The organism is Rasiella rasia (genome assembly GCF_011044175.1).
In the GTDB taxonomy this organism is placed as follows: Bacteria; Bacteroidota; Bacteroidia; order Flavobacteriales; family Flavobacteriaceae; genus Marinirhabdus; species Marinirhabdus rasia.
The window spans coordinates 2,813,453-2,828,899 of record NZ_CP049057.1; the positions used below are offsets into that span (position 1 = coordinate 2,813,453).

General features: G+C 37.6%; 14 protein-coding genes and 1 pseudogene. 6 read left to right on the forward strand and 9 right to left on the reverse strand.

The window, feature by feature from the left end; all coding sequences use genetic code 11:
• Window positions 1-35: 35 nt before the first annotated feature.
• The 5 genes from G5B37_RS12470 to G5B37_RS12490 form a co-directional block, all read right to left on the reverse strand.
• Complete coding sequence (locus G5B37_RS12470; RefSeq protein WP_164680357.1) at window positions 36-590, reverse strand: sigma-70 family RNA polymerase sigma factor; 555 nt, start codon at window positions 588-590, stop codon at window positions 36-38.
• 267 nt (window positions 591-857) lie between these two features.
• The gene (locus G5B37_RS12475) at window positions 858-1,742 is read right to left on the reverse strand and encodes a class I SAM-dependent methyltransferase (protein WP_164680358.1); all 885 of its coding nucleotides are present in this window, start codon (window positions 1,740-1,742) and stop codon (window positions 858-860) included.
• A gap of 6 nt (window positions 1,743-1,748) precedes the next feature.
• Complete coding sequence (locus G5B37_RS12480; RefSeq protein WP_164680359.1) at window positions 1,749-2,660, reverse strand: TIGR01777 family oxidoreductase; 912 nt, start codon at window positions 2,658-2,660, stop codon at window positions 1,749-1,751.
• 3 nt (window positions 2,661-2,663) lie between these two features.
• A complete protein-coding gene (locus G5B37_RS12485) occupies window positions 2,664-3,557 on the reverse strand; it encodes a fatty acid desaturase (RefSeq protein ID WP_164680360.1) in 894 nt (297 codons plus the stop codon).
• Between the two features lie 92 nt (window positions 3,558-3,649).
• Entirely contained in the window at window positions 3,650-4,153 is a 504-nt protein-coding gene (locus G5B37_RS12490; protein ID WP_164680361.1) for a GbsR/MarR family transcriptional regulator, read from the reverse strand.
• Window positions 4,154-4,269: 116 nt separating this feature from the next.
• Here G5B37_RS12490 and G5B37_RS12495 point away from each other — a divergent pair, with 116 nt between their 5' ends.
• A complete protein-coding gene (locus tag G5B37_RS12495; protein WP_164680362.1) occupies window positions 4,270-5,718 on the forward strand; it encodes a M20/M25/M40 family metallo-hydrolase in 1,449 nt (482 codons plus the stop codon).
• 10 nt (window positions 5,719-5,728) lie between these two features.
• Here G5B37_RS12495 and G5B37_RS12500 read toward each other — a convergent pair whose 3' ends face one another.
• The 4 genes from G5B37_RS12500 to purK form a co-directional block, all read right to left on the reverse strand.
• Window positions 5,729-6,136 (reverse strand): hypothetical protein, encoded by a 408-nt coding sequence (locus tag G5B37_RS12500; RefSeq protein WP_164680363.1) that lies wholly within the window; start codon window positions 6,134-6,136, stop codon window positions 5,729-5,731.
• Window positions 6,137-6,145: 9 nt separating this feature from the next.
• Window positions 6,146-8,191, reverse strand: a complete 2,046-nt coding sequence (locus G5B37_RS12505) for a M3 family metallopeptidase (protein ID WP_164680364.1) — start codon at window positions 8,189-8,191, stop codon at window positions 6,146-6,148.
• A 57-nt stretch (window positions 8,192-8,248) separates the two neighbouring features.
• On the reverse strand, window positions 8,249-8,740 hold the full coding sequence (gene purE, locus G5B37_RS12510) for a 5-(carboxyamino)imidazole ribonucleotide mutase (protein ID WP_164680365.1): 492 nt from the start codon (window positions 8,738-8,740) through the stop codon (window positions 8,249-8,251).
• A gap of 70 nt (window positions 8,741-8,810) precedes the next feature.
• Window positions 8,811-9,971 (reverse strand): 5-(carboxyamino)imidazole ribonucleotide synthase, encoded by a 1,161-nt coding sequence (gene purK, locus G5B37_RS12515; RefSeq protein WP_164680366.1) that lies wholly within the window; start codon window positions 9,969-9,971, stop codon window positions 8,811-8,813.
• A 203-nt stretch (window positions 9,972-10,174) separates the two neighbouring features.
• Here purK and G5B37_RS12520 point away from each other — a divergent pair.
• The 5 genes and pseudogenes from G5B37_RS12520 to G5B37_RS12540 form a co-directional block, all read left to right on the forward strand.
• Window positions 10,175-10,753: pseudogene (locus G5B37_RS12520) on the forward strand (adenylate kinase); the annotation flags it as partial.
• Window positions 10,754-10,843: 90 nt separating this feature from the next.
• A complete protein-coding gene (gene obgE / locus G5B37_RS12525; protein WP_164680368.1) occupies window positions 10,844-11,860 on the forward strand; it encodes a GTPase ObgE in 1,017 nt (338 codons plus the stop codon).
• A gap of 184 nt (window positions 11,861-12,044) precedes the next feature.
• Window positions 12,045-12,866 (forward strand): T9SS type A sorting domain-containing protein, encoded by an 822-nt coding sequence (locus G5B37_RS12530; protein ID WP_164680369.1) that lies wholly within the window; start codon window positions 12,045-12,047, stop codon window positions 12,864-12,866.
• Window positions 12,867-12,873: 7 nt separating this feature from the next.
• On the forward strand, window positions 12,874-14,574 hold the full coding sequence (locus tag G5B37_RS12535; RefSeq protein ID WP_164680370.1) for a T9SS type A sorting domain-containing protein: 1,701 nt from the start codon (window positions 12,874-12,876) through the stop codon (window positions 14,572-14,574).
• Between the two features lie 54 nt (window positions 14,575-14,628).
• Window positions 14,629-15,147, forward strand: a complete 519-nt coding sequence (locus tag G5B37_RS12540; RefSeq protein WP_164680371.1) for a DUF4136 domain-containing protein — start codon at window positions 14,629-14,631, stop codon at window positions 15,145-15,147.
• Window positions 15,148-15,447: the final 300 nt, after the last annotated feature.

Here is a 15,447-nt window from a genome sequence, read left to right on the forward strand (position 1 = left end):
ATTTGCTTCTTCGCATTTCAAAAATACTTTCATAATTAATTAAGCCAACTTTTTTCGAGACATGCGGCCATTGCTGTGCGCGCTCGATGAATGATAACCCAGAGGTTAGACGGTGTAATGCCAAATTCATTACAAACTGCCTCTGTGTCAAAATTATCTATGGTTTTCATCTTAAAGATGGTCGCCTGTTTGTCGTTTAAAGTGTCTAAACATTTCATTATTGCCATCCCTAGTTCTTCATTTTCTAGGGTGTCTTCGGCGGTACGATCAAAAGGATCACTTACTCGTTCTTCTAACCATGCACCTTCTGCATCTTCATCGGTGTAGTTAATGTGTACTTCTGCTTTTCCTTTCTTAGAATTCTTCTTGCGATAATGATCAATGATTTTACGTTTCAGTATAGAAATCAACCATGTGCGTTCAGAAGCTTCTCCTTTAAAATTTGCTGCCGATTTTAGACCTGCCAAAAATGTTTCCGAAATAAGATCTTGAGCCACTTCATGGTCGTTTACCTTTACAATGGTGTAATTGTAAAGGTAGTCTGAATAGGCATCAACCCATTTCGAAGGGTCTAATTTTGTTTCTTGCATAGCAATTTCAAAAATAGGAAAGTTTAAGTAACTATTACTACTTTCTAGGTAATTTACTGAAGGCTATTATTTTCAAGGGGTACGTCAAAAAAAAGGAAAAAGTTTCCTAGCTAAGTATTCCTTTTCACCTGCCAATATACCTTTAATTAACCCCAGTAATGATTTTTATTGTGTTTCAGATGAAGAATATTGATGAAAATCAAATCTCTTGACAAATCAAGCTCTGTTAAAATAGATGCTTTTACTTCAATTTAAGACGGTTAGAAGTTATTTCTCTGCGGTAATAATATAGTAGCCAAATTCATTAAGATGCAGCCCTGACAGCAATGCATAAAACGAGGCTTTTAAATTATTCCAACTCTGTGGCTTTACTTTTTTATGCTGAAATATTTGCTGTAATAAAAAACCAAAAATGGTAAAGGGAACATGAAAAACCGAGGGAGCAACCCTTAGCGAGATATCTTCTACAGTAACATTACTAAATCCTATTTCCTTTAAGTGTTCCTTTACTTTTGAAATCACTCCCAGCCCGTCTAAGCTCCAACCCTTACATAGTTTTCTATAACTAAAACTACTGCCTACGCATAAGTCTGAAGCTTCCTTTTTTAAAAATGCATCTGCAATAACAAATCGCCCGCCGGGCTTAACTATTCTATATGCTTCCCGTAGTGTTTCTTTGCTGTGCCCACTATGGCAAAGGCTCTCAATGCCCACGACGCCGTCTACAGATTTGCTTGCGATAGAGGTGTCGCAATAATTCTCTTCTAGTATAAGTCCTTTTTTACCTTTTAGCAATTTGTTACCTTCTTGCACTTGAAATGGTGAAAGTGTTACACCAATGGTAGATAGCTTAGGGTTCTTTTTTAGGAAATTTCGCATCGTTCCACCCATACCACACCCCAAATCGGCAACTATTGTACTACCTTCTGGGAGTTGCAAACGGTTGTAAATTTGACGATTCATTTCATTTCCCATGGAATCACGTCTCAGCGGGTTGGTGCGACCAAAAATAAAATAACCGAAATGCATGTTTAAATCTTTGCTCCAAAAACGATAATCACTTGTTGCTTCATCATAAAAGTTGGTAATATCTCTACGTGAGGCACTTTTGTTTTCTTGTTGCAGCGTTTGTGTGATGGTGTTTGTCTTCATAATTTGTTATGTTAGAAGGTTGTCAAGCGCATTGTCTAGTTTGGGAAATTGAAATGTAAATCCTTCGACTTGTAATTTCTTCGGAATTACATTTCGGCTTTTCAAAATTAGTTCTGTTTCAGTATTTATAATTTTTGCTCCAAATGTTAGCAATGCTTTACTCATTGGAATTCCAAAGGGCACTTTTAGCTTTTTCCGAAGTTTTAGCATTAGCATGGTATTGGTGGTGGGTTTAGGAGCTACAACATTAATAACTCCCTGAATCCTGTCATTTTCTATTATAAACTCAATACTTCTAGCAAAATCTAGTGCATGTATCCAACTCACTTTCTGATTTCCAGGTCCTTGTTTTCCGCCTAAGCCAATTTTTGTAAGACGCTTTATAGGAACAAATGCTCCTCCTTGATTTCCTAAAACAATTGAGGTTCTTAATGCAACTTGACGCGTATTAGATAATTTAAAACTAAAAAACTGCTTTTCCCATGCTTTTGCCACGTTAACGGAAAAGCCGCTACCAATCTCTCCTTTTATTTCGTCCATTTCTTTATCTAATGAATGTCTGTAAATGGTGGCGGTAGAGGAGTTCAGCCAGATTTTTGGAGGATGCTTACACGCTTCAATTACTTCGCCTAGTAGTTTAGTAGCATTTACCCTTGAACTAAGAATGCACTTCTTGTTTGTGTCGTTATAGCGACAGTCTACCGATTTTCCCGTAAGATTAATAAGCACATCGGCACCTTCAAACACTTGAGCCCAGTTCCCTATATTTTTAGCGTCCCACTTCAGATATGTGACGTTTTTTCGTGCTGGTTTTTTGGTTCTTGACAGCACATAAATATTTGCAACTTTGCTTTCAAAGTAGTTCATTAAAACGGTTCCTAGAAATCCGCTACCACCAGCTATTATTAGACTTTTCATTTTTCAAGTTTTTGAAATATGCCAACTGCAATTTGTGTTTTCAATCGCGGTTGCTTTTAGATTATTTTCCTGCGTTTTAACCGATGTAATCCATCCTAGCTTTTTACATATTGAAATAAGAACCCAGCCAAAGTCTATTTCGTACCATCTTGATGAGAATTTAGCTGAAGTAGGGTAGGAGTGATGGTTATTGTGAAACCCTTCGCCAAAGGAGATAAAGCCTAAAAACACATCGTTATAACCACTTTCATCTGCACCTTTTATCGTGTACCGAGCGTAACCCCATTTGTGAGAAGTATAGCCGATAAACCAATGCCCTAAAATAATTATGCTAGATCGTAAACAAATTAGAAATAACATACTGTTTAAACCAAATGCTAAAAATATTAAAAGTGCAAAGCCAACATAATGTAGTAACCAATATCTGTTTAAATGCTTGAGCCATGTATTATTTACATCAGATTTCGGAATTTGGTATAATCCTATTTCCTTTGGTTTATATGATAGATGAAGATTCCACCAGTAATCTGTTAGTAATGAATGCTGATAACGAAAATAAGTAGGGCAATCATTTCTGTTTTGCCAATAATCCCTAAAATAATGCTGCTTAAGCCAGCTTAACGGACTCCCCATGCCAGTAAGTACAAACAAGTAGATTGAAACTTTTCTGAATAGTTGAGTTGAAATGTAAGACTTGTGGATCACCCCTCGATGTAGTCCAACAGAATGCCCAATACCTACCGTTAAAATCATTAGAACGGCGTTCAAAACGTAATCCTTAAGTACAAGAGCTTCAAAGTCGATTAAAAGTGATGACAAAAACAACACATATATCCAAATAACTTTTTTTGGGGCAAAACCAATAGTTCCAGTCTGAGTATTTAATGTGTTCGTCATGCTAATTTGTTTTAAACTTTCAAAATATATTGAAACTAGTTTTTCAATAAAAAGGGAATTTTTGGTTCCCTGAATAGTTTTGTTCTTATAATTTACTTTAAAAACTTCACTAGTGTTTTGGTAATCCAGTTTTGTTCTTGATTCACAATTCTATGCATCATGGTGTCTGCTGTGTCTGCTAAATCGTGCATAGCTTTGGTTTGTTTTATAAATTCTTTAGCAGCAGCACTTCCGTCGTCTGGAATATTAGAAATTTCTTTTAAAACCTTTATAGTTGGCTGTAATTCACGTCGGCTCCGTTCTTTGGCAATCTGTCTAGAGAGCTCGGTAACGTCTTTCTCGCTCATAAAAAACTCTTTGCGTTCTCCGGGTACATTTACCTTAAAAACAAGTCCCCAATCCATAAGCCCTCGCAGGTTCATGCTTGCATTTCCTCTAGAAATTTCAAGTTCTTCCATAATGTCTTCCATAGACAATGGCTTGGGTGAAACAAATAGCAATGCATGTATTTGCGCCATCGCTTTATTAATACCCCATAGTGTCCCTAAGGCACCCCATGTGCTAATGAACTTTTCTTTTGCTTCGTTAAATTCCATAGAACAAATATAACGTATTTTTTAAACTTTCAAAATAAATTGAAAGTTTAAATAAAAATATTAACTCATTTTATAAGATTATTACCTTAATTTTGAAACTCTAAAGAAAAAGTTACATGAAAAATTTACTTGTTTTATTCGTCATTATGTTGTTTGCCGTTAACACTTCAGCCCAGTCTGGGGAGCGTTTTTATGCCACAATGAATGTGGTAGATGCAAAAGCACTAAAAAAAGATATCCCGAATGAAATAACCATCGTCGCTACCAAACAAAACGAGGCAGTGGTGTTTATGACTGCAGATGCAGCGCACAAGTTACACGATCGTATTCTGGTACATGGACCTGGATATATTTTTAAAGCTTCAAAAGAAGATGCACTACAGGCATTAGAGAGACAAGGTGCTACAAACAACCGTGTGGTAATGCCATTCACCATTTCCGAAGATGCCGCAGTAACTCAAGTTCTTGAAGCAATTAATACGCAAAATATTGAAGACCATATTTTAGAGTTAGAAAGCTACGGTACACGTTACCATACCATGGCTCAAGCAACACAAGCCGCTCAAGATTTAAAGACTAAATGGGAGGCTATGGCGACATTATATAATAGAGATGATGTAACTGTGCGTTTGTATAACCATGCAAATACAGGTATGCCATCGGTAATACTTACCATCGAAGGAATTGAGTTCCCTGAAGAATTTGTTATTGTAGGCGGACATTTAGATTCTACTTCTAATCAAGGAAATAATAATGCCCCTGGGGCAGACGATGATGCCTCAGGTATTGCTACAATTACCGAAGCTACACGAGCTTTGTTTGAAATAGGTTTTGTGCCAAAACGAACTATTGAAGTCATGGCGTATGCTGCCGAAGAAATTGGATTGGTTGGCTCTGCCGAAATCGCTCAAGATTATGCGTCAAATAATGTAAATGTTATTGCAGTGGGACAGTTTGATATGACAAACTTTAATGGTTCGGCCACTGATGTTTCTCTTATTTCAGATTTTACCAATGCCGATTTAAATGAATTTTTTACAGAATTAATGGATCACTATAACGCAAGTGGTGAACACCAAATTACATACGGGAGTTCTTTGTGTAACTATGGCTGCTCAGACCATGCAAGTTGGACAGCAGAGGGCTATATGGCTTCTTTTCCTTTTGAGTCTAGTTTTGGACAACATAACGACAACATTCACACTGCTGGCGATACATTTTCTGTGTCAGGTACGGCAGATCATGCAACTAAATTTGCTAAACTCTGTGCTGAGTTTTTAATCGAAGTGGCTAAGTCAAATATAGTCTTAACAGTAAATGAAACTGCTAACTCGAAGGTATTTGCTGCTATCACAAATAATGATTTGGTGTATGATTTTTCAGCCTCAGGAATCAGTTTTACTTCTCTTGAGATGTACGATGCAATGGGTAAAAAAGTGCTGCAGCAAACCATTACTAATTCTAAAGGAGCAGTTCCTGTTTCGAAATTGGCATCTGGTGTTTATGTAATACAATTTGCCAACGATGCAAATGCGTCAGTATCTAAAAAAGTGTTGAAAAACTAATTTAAACTTACTATCGTTGTTTCTTAAATTGAAGCGTAACATTTTGAGCCATTAATTGCAGCTCTAAGGTTGTTTCGTTAAGCGTTTTAATGTAGTAACATTCTTCTGCGGTCCCAGTTGTGTTTATATAACTGTCTGGTTCACTGGTAGAGACTGAACCCGTTGTCTTGCAATTAGCGTCAACAGTAAAGAATATCTCTGTGTCGTTTTCAAGTCCGCTGTAAGAATTCTTAGAAGTATTTCCTTTAAAAGTTATAGTACTTAATGTGTCTGCTAGGTTTACCCAAGTTCCTTGTAATTTTTCCTGAGTTTCTGAGGTTACTTTAGCAACTTCCTTTTTTTCAGAACGTTCAATCTTTGGGTTAGGTTGCTTACAACTTATAAAAAGAAGGATAAACAAAATGGTGTACAGTTTCATAGTTGCATTCTATTTGTTTAATAATCCAGCACGCTCTAATAAGGCCTCCGGATTTGGCTTTTTACCCCGAAACTTGATGTATAAATCCATTGGGTCTTCTGTGCCTCCTTGGCTAAGCACAAATGTCTTGAACTTATTGGCTACAGTTTTATTAAAAATACCTTCTTCTTTAAAATATGCAAAGGCATCTGCATCTAACACTTCTGCCCACTTGTAGCTGTAATAACCTGCAGCGTATCCGCCTTGAAAAATATGACTAAAAGCCGTGCTCATGCAGGTCTCGGGGGTTTCAGGAAAGAGTTGAGTGCCTTTAAAAGCGTCACGCTCAAATTTTTTCACCGATTTAATGGTCTCTGGCGATTCATTTGAGTGCCAAGACATGTCTAACATCCCAAAACTTAGTTGGCGTAAGGTTTGCATGCCTTCGTGGAAGGTGGCAGATTCCTTAATTTTTGCTACAAGTTCCATAGGGATTACTTCTCCCGTTTCATAGTGGGTTGCAAACAGTTCTAAGGTTTCTTTTTCATAACACCAATTCTCTAAAATCTGACTTGGAAGTTCAACAAAATCCCAGTAAACACTTGTGCCGCTAAGACTTTTATAGGTAGTATTAGCAAGCATTCCGTGTAATGCGTGGCCAAATTCATGAAATAGGGTTGTGACCTCGTTAAAAGTAAGTAGGGAAGGTTTTGTTTCAGTTGGTTTTGTAAAATTGCAAACGATAGAAACATGTGGTCTATCATTTATAACGCCAGAGCCATCTAGCTTTTCAAATTTTTGTTGTGGTTTATAACTGGTCATCCATGCACCACCTCTTTTTCCGGGGCGAGGATGAAAATCTGCGTAAAAAATAGCAACTAAGATCCCTTCGGCATCGATTACTCTGTATGTTTTTACGTCTTTGTGGTACTTATCTATGCTTTCGTCAATCTCAAAGTGCAATCCAAATAACTTTTCAGCAACGGTAAATACACCTGTAATAACATTTTCAAGCTTGAAATAGGGTTTTAATTTTTCGTCATCGAGACTAAATTTTTGCTGTTTTAGCTTTTCAGCATAGTAGGCGCTATCCCATTTTTGAAGTTGGTCTATAGCGTCTATATTTTTAGCAAATGCTTCTAATTCTTCAAATTCGTGTTGGGCTGCTGGTTTTGCTTTTTGTAACAACTCGTCTAAAAAATCATGTACTTTCCCTGCAGTCTTTGCCATACATTCTTCCAATACGTAGTGCGCATGATTTTTATAACCCAGCAATTGCGCACGTTGATGGCGCAGGTTTACAATTTTCAGTACGTTTTCTTCGTTGTTATTTTTGTTTTGCTGAAATGCCCTAGCACCAAAAGCAAGTGAAAGTTCTTTTCGTTTTGCTCTGTTTTCGGCATATTTCATAAACGGAATATAGCTAGGGTAGTCTAAGGTTATTAACCATCCTTCTAATTCTTTTTCTTTCGCAGCTTGTGCAGCGGCCTCTTTTGCTCCACTTGGAAGTCCGTTTAAATCTGCTTCGTTTGTGAGATGCATTTGGTAGGCGTTGGTCTCGGCTAAGACGTTTTCACCAAATGTTAATTTAAGTTTGCTTAAATCTGCATCTATTGTTCTAAGGGTTTTCTTTTTTGCTTCGGAAAGGTTAGCTCCATTTCTACTAAATCCCTTGTATTGTTTTTCGAGTAATGTTTTTTGTTCGGTGTTGAGATTGAGTTCTTCTCTCTTGTTGTATACCGCTTTTACTCTGCCGAACAGCGCTTCGTTTAACAGTAAATCATTTGAAAATGCGGTGAGTAATGGCGATGCTTCTTGCGCAATCTTCTGAATTTCTTCTGAAGTTTCTGCACTGTTCAGATTAAAGAAAATACTTGTTACTCTATCTAATTGTAGACCAGTATTTTCTAACGCCTCTACTGTATTCTTAAATGTTGGCGAGTTTGGATTGTTTACTATCTCGTCGATTTCAGTTTTAGTTTCAGCAATAAGTTGTTTTATGGCTGGAAGAAAATGCTCGTTCTTTATGGTCGAAAACGGTGCGGTATTAAATTTTGTAAGAAGTGGGTTGTTCATGGTACTATTTAATGTCTCTGGTGTTTTACCAGTCAAAAGGAATTTAAGATTTTTGTTTTAGTGCTTTTCACGCACTTGTTTTGCACCTTCTTCAACTTTTATTTTTAATCCTTCTTTGTAGGCAAGAATTTTATCAAGTACACATTTATCTGCGCTCCCAATAATTTGTGCTGCAAGTATACCTGCGTTTTTTGCCCCATTAAGCGCTACAGTTGCCACGGGTACGCCACCAGGCATTTGAAGAATGCTAAGTACACTGTCCCAACCGTCTATACTGTTGCTCGATTTTACGGGTACACCAATAACTGGTAATGGCGATAAGGATGCAATCATCCCAGGCAAGTGCGCCGCACCTCCGGCACCTGCAATAATTACTTTGATGTCTCGGTTATGAGCATTTTTTCCATAATCGAATAATTTATCGGGCGTTCTGTGAGCCGAAACAATATCTACTTCAATTTCAATATCAAACCCTTTTAAGATGTCAATTGCATCTTGCATCACCGGCATGTCGCTGGTGCTTCCCATGATAATTCCTACCTTACTCATACTTCGTAAATTTCAATTTTAAATTGTCAAATTCTGTTCAATGTTAGAATTTGGTATTTGTTTCTGCGATTTAACTATCACTTATTACTTTAATCATCTTTTTAACTTCCCCAGCAACTGCTCTGGCTTTGTCAATATCTTTGTCTACAATAGTTACGTGTCCCATTTTTCGGAAAGGCCGTGTCTCCTTTTTTCCATAGATATGTGGCGTTACGCCTTCCATAGCCATAATGGCTTCAATGTTTTTATAAACAACAGCTCCGGTGTAATTTTCATCACCCACAAGATTAACCATAATGCCACCCACTTTGCTATCGGTTTTCCCCAATGGCAAGTCTAAAATGGCTCGGAGGTGCTGCTCAAACTGATTGGTATAACTAGCTTCAATACTATAGTGCCCACTGTTATGCGGTCTTGGAGCAACTTCGTTCACAAGAATATCATCTTCTTCGGTCTGAAAGAGCTCTACAGCTAGCAGTCCAACATGTTCAAATGCTTCGGAAACTTTAGTGGCCACAGCCCTAGCTTTTGCAGTAACCAAATCATCGATTCGAGCTGGGCAAATTACATATTCTACTTGGTTGGCTTCTGGGTGAAACTCCATTTCTACAACTGGGTATGTTTTTACCTCGCCCGAAACACTTCGAGCTACAATTACAGCAAGCTCATTTTTAAATGGCACTAATTTTTCAGCAATACAACTACCTGCTGCCAAAGGAATCATATCTTCTTCAGTTCTAATTACCGAAACTCCTTTGCCATCGTATCCGCCTGTACAGCTTTTCCATACAAAAGGAAGGCTTAACTTTTTTCGTACGATAGCTTCGGTAAGCTCCATCTTAGTTTCAAAGACGAGAAATGGTGCGGTGGGTATGTTATGTTGTTTGTAAAATTGTTTTTGTACACCCTTATCCTGAATGTTTCGCAATGTTTTAGAAGACGGATACACCTTTTTTCCTTCTGCCTCTAAGGCTTCTAACGCTTTTACGTTTACACTTTCGATTTCAAAAGTTAATACGTCTACCTTTTTTCCGAAGGCATATACCGTGTCATAATCTAGTAAGTCGCCTTGTTCAAACACATCGCAGGAGATGCGGCAAGGGGCTTCTGTACTAGGATCAAGAACGTGCGTGGTAATGTCAAATTTGCGTGTTTCATAGAGCATCATTTTGCCCAATTGGCCGCCGCCTAAAATTCCGAGTGTGAATTTTGAAGAAAAATAATTTGCCATAGCACAAAGGTACAAAGATGAAGTGAAATTGAATTCGAAATATGAACAATCTAAATCATGGCGAATACAAAAGACATTCCCTTTAAAAACGGTATCTTTGCGGCGTATTAAAAAACAACCTTGTAATTCTAATTTCTATGATTAATTGGATGCGAAATTTCTTTGGAAAGAATCACAAGGAAAAAATAAAAAATAACAGTTTACAACGTATGAAAAACATTGTACTATTTGGCCCTCCAGGTGCAGGGAAAGGAACACAAGCCGAGGTTTTAAAAGAGAAATATCAGTTAGTTCATATTTCTACTGGAGATGTGTTCCGATTTAACATTAAGAACCAAACCGAGCTAGGAATGATGGCTAAAGACTTTATGGATAAAGGACACTTGGTGCCCGATACTGTTACCATAAATATGCTTAATGCTGAGGTTGACAAAAACCCAGATGCAAATGGTTTTATTTTTGATGGGTTTCCGAGAACGGCCGCTCAAGCAGAAGCATTAGCCAATTTAATGAAGGAAAAGAATAGCCAAATTAATGCAATGGTGGCGTTAGAAGTAGATGACGAAGTTTTGGTGGGCAGATTGTTGGAAAGAGGAAAATCTAGCGGTAGAGCAGACGACGCCAACGAGGCGGTAATTAGAGAGCGTATCGCCGAATATTACAGAAAAACAGATATTCTAAAAGAATTTTATCAAGCCGACAATAAATACCATGGAGTAAATGGTGTGGGTAGTGTGGCCGAAATTACAGCGCGATTAAGCGAGGTAATAGATACATTGTAATTGAGAATTAGGTAAGGTGCTGCAACTGCACCATGGCCCAACTATTTTTTTAAGCTACTAAAAAGATTTCCGCAAGTGCGGGAAATAAATATGACTGAAGGCAATTTTGTAGATTACGTTAAAATTCATGTAGAGTCTGGTAAAGGCGGGCAAGGAAGTGCGCATTTGCGACGTGAAAAATACATTCCGAAGGGAGGTCCCGATGGAGGTGACGGCGGACGTGGAGGTCATATTATCTTAAAGGCCAATGATAGCATGTGGACTCTACACCACCTAAAATTTAAACGTCACTATCGTGCGGGGCATGGTGCTTCTGGAGGTAAACAAACCAGTACCGGAGCAGATGGAGAAGATGTGTATATTGAAGTGCCACTTGGTACGGTAGTAAAAAATACCGATACAGACGAAACACTCGTAGAGTTAATGGAGCACGGCGATGAACTTATCATCGCTACAGGAGGTAAAGGAGGTCGAGGTAATAACCATTTTAAATCGTCTACCAATCAAACTCCTCGGTATGCGCAACCGGGTATGGATGGGGAAGAAGGTAATTTTACCCTCGAAATGAAAGTGCTTGCAGATGTTGGGCTCGTTGGTTTCCCAAATGCGGGTAAATCTACGTTGCTTTCTGTAGTGACCGCAGCAAAACCTAAAATCGCGAATTACGAATTTACTACCCTAAAACCAAACTTAGGGATTGTAGAATACCGTGATCACAAGACATTTGTGATGGCCGATATCCCAGGAATTATTGAAGGAGCCGCAGAGGGGCGTGGTCTGGGGCATTATTTTTTACGCCACATAGAGCGTAACTCTACCTTGTTGTTTTTGATACCTGCCGATGCAGACAATATCAAGCGGCAATACGAAATTCTATTAGACGAACTACGGCGCTACAATCCAGAATTGTTAGACAAAAATAGACTGGTTGCTATCTCCAAAAGTGATATGTTGGATGAAGAGCTGAAGGCAGAAATGAAGGCCGAACTTGACAAAGATTTTAAAGGAGTTCCTTATTTATTTTTCTCTGCCATGGCGCAACAAGGGCTTAAGGAATTAAAAGATACCCTTTGGAAAATGATGAATGAGACTTCTGTGCAGGAATAAGCAAACCCGTTACTTCGAGTGCTTTCACAAAACGCCAAAGAGTGATTTGTACAAGTGTATCGAGAAGTTTTAGTATTTCTAAAGTCCTTACGCTTCTCTGCTTCCAAAATAATTTACTGCTAAATACGTTCTGCAATTTTTTGTAAGATTTTTTATTTCTGTATTTTACTGAAAATTCTATTTCATGAAAAAACGGATACTTACCATTCCACTTTTACTTTTTACGGTTTTAGGATTTGGGCAATGTCCTGCAAATATCGTTGGTTTTGGTTCGCAAGAAGATTTAATAGATTTCGCAAGTCAATATCCAAATTGTGAATTTGCTTATACCTTTATATTTGCAGGTAACGAAATCACCGATTTTTCACCTTTGTCCTATATTGATCGGGTAAATCATGTTGAATTTAGAGATATTCAGACCATTACTAATTTTGAAACCTTTGATATTACTATCACCAGTTCTTTGGCTGTAAAAAATTGTAATTTTATTACAAATTTGTCTGGCCTCAACCTCGATTCGGATAATTTAAACTTTTTATGGGTTTGGCTTAGACAAAATGACCAATTGAATAGCTTGAATGGTATTAATACCGATATTACCATTGATACAGAGGTACGCATAATTGACAACCCAAATCTGCCTTTTTGTGCTATTCAACCTTTTTGTGAGGCTATAGCCAACCCAGATGTAGAGGTGTTTATTTATGGCAATGCATCTGGATGTGAGTCGGTTGCCGAAGTTGCTGCGGCTTGCGAACTGTCTATAACAGAATCTTCTTTGTCTGCCAGCGTACATATTTACCCAAATCCAGCAGGCGAAAAACTGTATATATTATTAGATAGTTTTGTACATTTTGAATTTGCTGAAGTGTATTCGGTAAGTGGTCAGAAACTGATGCAAACGAAAGCTACACACATCAATATAAGCAATCTAAGTGCTGGAATATACTTTGTGAAAGTAATTTCGGAAGAGGGCAGTATTACAAAGAAAATTATAAAAAAATAGACACAGAATGAAACAAAACATAGTCACTATAATAGTCTTACTTTCAACATTTATTGGATTTGGGCAGTGTCCTGCTGGCGATATTGAATTATTTTCTCAGGCTCAAGTCGATAGCTTTGCAATAGACTACCCAAATTGCTCAGAATTAAATGGAAATCTTAATGTAGGTAGTTCGAGTGTAACAAATCTAGATGGTTTAAGTGTTATTGAAAGTTCTAGCGGAACGATTGAGATTTATGGTACAAATGTAACTTCGCTTCAGGGACTGCATAATTTAATTACAGTTGTAGATTTGGATATTCAGCAAAATACTCTCTTAGAAAGTTTTGAGGCTCTAAACCAACTAGAATCGATTACCAATGGGTTACACATTAGAGCAAATACACTCATTGAAAATTTTATTGGCTTTGAAAATCTGACGGAGATAGGATATATTTCTATTGATAGCAGTAATATCATAAACTTTCAAGGCATTAATCCCATGTTAGAGAGTATAGGTAATTCAAATGGACCTTTGTCTGGTCTAAGTATTACGCAATGTGAATCACTTACTTCTTTTAGCGGTCTAGAAAATATTGAGCATATTTATGGCTTTTTATACACTTGGAGTACTGGTATTAGTAATTTTCAAGGTTTAGATAACCTGAAGGAAGTTCAAGGAGTATTTTCCGTAATTGGGCATAATCCTTTAATTGATTTTTCTGGGTTAGAGCAGTTAGAAACTATTGGAGGCTTTTACTTATTGGCAAATGCTAATTTAGAATCTTTAAATGGATTGGAAAATTTGAGTACCGCTAATGGGCTATTTGACATAAGAAATAATTATCTAATTACATCACTGTCTCCTCTAAACGGTATTGAAAATGCTAATTTTTCAGAAGTTGTTATTCAAGGGAATTCTGAGCTTTCAACCTGCGATATCATCTCAATCTGCCAGCATCTTGAAATTCCAAGTTCCATGACTACAATAGATAGCAATGCCGCAGGCTGTAATTCAATTGCCGAAGTCGAGATAGAATGTGAGATTGTAGACATCCCCGACACCAACTTCCTAAATGCTTTACTAAACTACACGCCCGCAATAGACACCAATGGTGACGATGCCATACAATTTGACGAAGCCGAAGCCTTTACAGCAACCTTGGATGTTGCTAACGAAACGATTTTCGATTTTACGGGACTAGAAGCGTTTGTAAATATTTCAGGATTTACTGGCGGCGGAAATTTTATGAATTCCCTATCGCTAAAAGCCAATACACAACTTAAAAGTGTAGATTTTTCAGAAAGTCCAGATCTTGAAACGGTAAACTTGAAAAATGGGAATAACACAAGTGTTACTTCGTTTAATGGAAGTTTGTGCCCGAGTCTTCAATTTGTTTGTGTAGACAACGTAGCTTTTGCCGAAGCCAACTTTACCAACATAGATTCGCAGGTTCAGTTTGTAGACGATTGCGAGTTTCTGGCAGTGCCAACTTATAATCTTGAGGAAGCCATTACCCTTTTTCCTAACCCTGTTTTGGACGTTCTAACGATTTCCGTAGAAGGAAATTTCAGCTACACGAAAAGCGAAATCTATTCAGTTTCTGGACAGCAATTAAAAGAGACACCAGGAAGACAGATAGACATGAGTGACCTTAGTGCAGGAATTTATTTTGTGAAAGTAATTTCTGAAGAGGGCAGCATTACTAAGAAAATTGTTAAACAATAATAAACACGCAACCTTTCGGTATGTTTTTTGACTACCTTAGTGAAAACTGTTGCTATGAAATATTTCCTTTTAATCCTCGCGAGTAGTCTTCTCATTGCATGCGGTACTTCGGTAGGCATAGACTTCGATAAAGAAACCAATTTTGATCAATACACAACCTATAATTTTTACCCGAGCCTAGACTCCGGACTCAGTGAATTAGACGATAAAAGAATTATAAAAGCGACTGATAGTTTATTGCAGCTACGCGGATTTATAAAATCTGAGAGTCCACAGATATACGTTAATTTTTTTGCTTCGGAAAGCGTCTCTAATTCACGAAACACCATTGGAATTGGCATTGGTAGCGGTGGACGGAATGGTGGCGTTGGAGTAAGTGGCGGTATTCCTATTGGAGGACGCGTAGTAAATCAGCAACTTACATTAGACTTTATAGACGTGGCTAAAGATGATCTGGTATGGCAAGCTGTTGCAGACGCCGAATACAAAGAGAAGGCTTCACCGACTAAAAAAGACGCACATTATGATGAAGTAATTGCTAAAATTTTGAAGAAATACCCGCCCAAAAAATAACTAGGTAGTCGATATTTTTTTTGCACAATTAAGTTCAGCATATGATATTAGTATTAATATGATGAACTCTACGATAAAATATACCCAGCCTAAAAGTTCTATTGTTTTATAATGAATTGCCAAAAAAACAAGCGTAATTAAACAATATATTAGATTGCCTATCGCGATGGTGGTGAGGGCAGATTTTCTTCTTCGTTGTGCCCAAAAATAGGAGCCAAACGAGTGTATAGCCATCAATATTGCAATTACAGTAAGTATGTAAAGTGGATTACTGGGCATCCCAAAATACATTTGAAACTG

Bases quoted from the DNA above. Each gene is read 5' to 3' on its own strand.
- G5B37_RS12485 (WP_164680360.1), bottom strand. From the start codon at position 3,557: ATGACGAACACATTAAATACTCAGACTGGAACTATTGGTTTTGCCCCA.
- G5B37_RS12500 (WP_164680363.1), bottom strand. From the start codon at position 6,136: ATGAAACTGTACACCATTTTGTTTATCCTTCTTTTTATAAGTTGTAAG.
- G5B37_RS12505 (WP_164680364.1), bottom strand. From the start codon at position 8,191: ATGAACAACCCACTTCTTACAAAATTTAATACCGCACCGTTTTCGACC.
- purE (WP_164680365.1), bottom strand. From the start codon at position 8,740: ATGAGTAAGGTAGGAATTATCATGGGAAGCACCAGCGACATGCCGGTG.
- G5B37_RS12495 (WP_164680362.1), top strand. From the start codon at position 4,270: ATGAAAAATTTACTTGTTTTATTCGTCATTATGTTGTTTGCCGTTAAC.
- G5B37_RS12470 (WP_164680357.1), bottom strand. From the start codon at position 590: ATGCAAGAAACAAAATTAGACCCTTCGAAATGGGTTGATGCCTATTCA.
- G5B37_RS12535 (WP_164680370.1), top strand. From the start codon at position 12,874: ATGAAACAAAACATAGTCACTATAATAGTCTTACTTTCAACATTTATT.
- G5B37_RS12480 (WP_164680359.1), bottom strand. From the start codon at position 2,660: ATGAAAAGTCTAATAATAGCTGGTGGTAGCGGATTTCTAGGAACCGTT.
- G5B37_RS12540 (WP_164680371.1), top strand. From the start codon at position 14,629: ATGAAATATTTCCTTTTAATCCTCGCGAGTAGTCTTCTCATTGCATGC.
- G5B37_RS12530 (WP_164680369.1), top strand. From the start codon at position 12,045: ATGAAAAAACGGATACTTACCATTCCACTTTTACTTTTTACGGTTTTA.
- G5B37_RS12475 (WP_164680358.1), bottom strand. From the start codon at position 1,742: ATGAAGACAAACACCATCACACAAACGCTGCAACAAGAAAACAAAAGT.
- G5B37_RS12490 (WP_164680361.1), bottom strand. From the start codon at position 4,153: ATGGAATTTAACGAAGCAAAAGAAAAGTTCATTAGCACATGGGGTGCC.
- purK (WP_164680366.1), bottom strand. From the start codon at position 9,971: ATGGCAAATTATTTTTCTTCAAAATTCACACTCGGAATTTTAGGCGGC.
- obgE (WP_164680368.1), top strand. From the start codon at position 10,844: ATGACTGAAGGCAATTTTGTAGATTACGTTAAAATTCATGTAGAGTCT.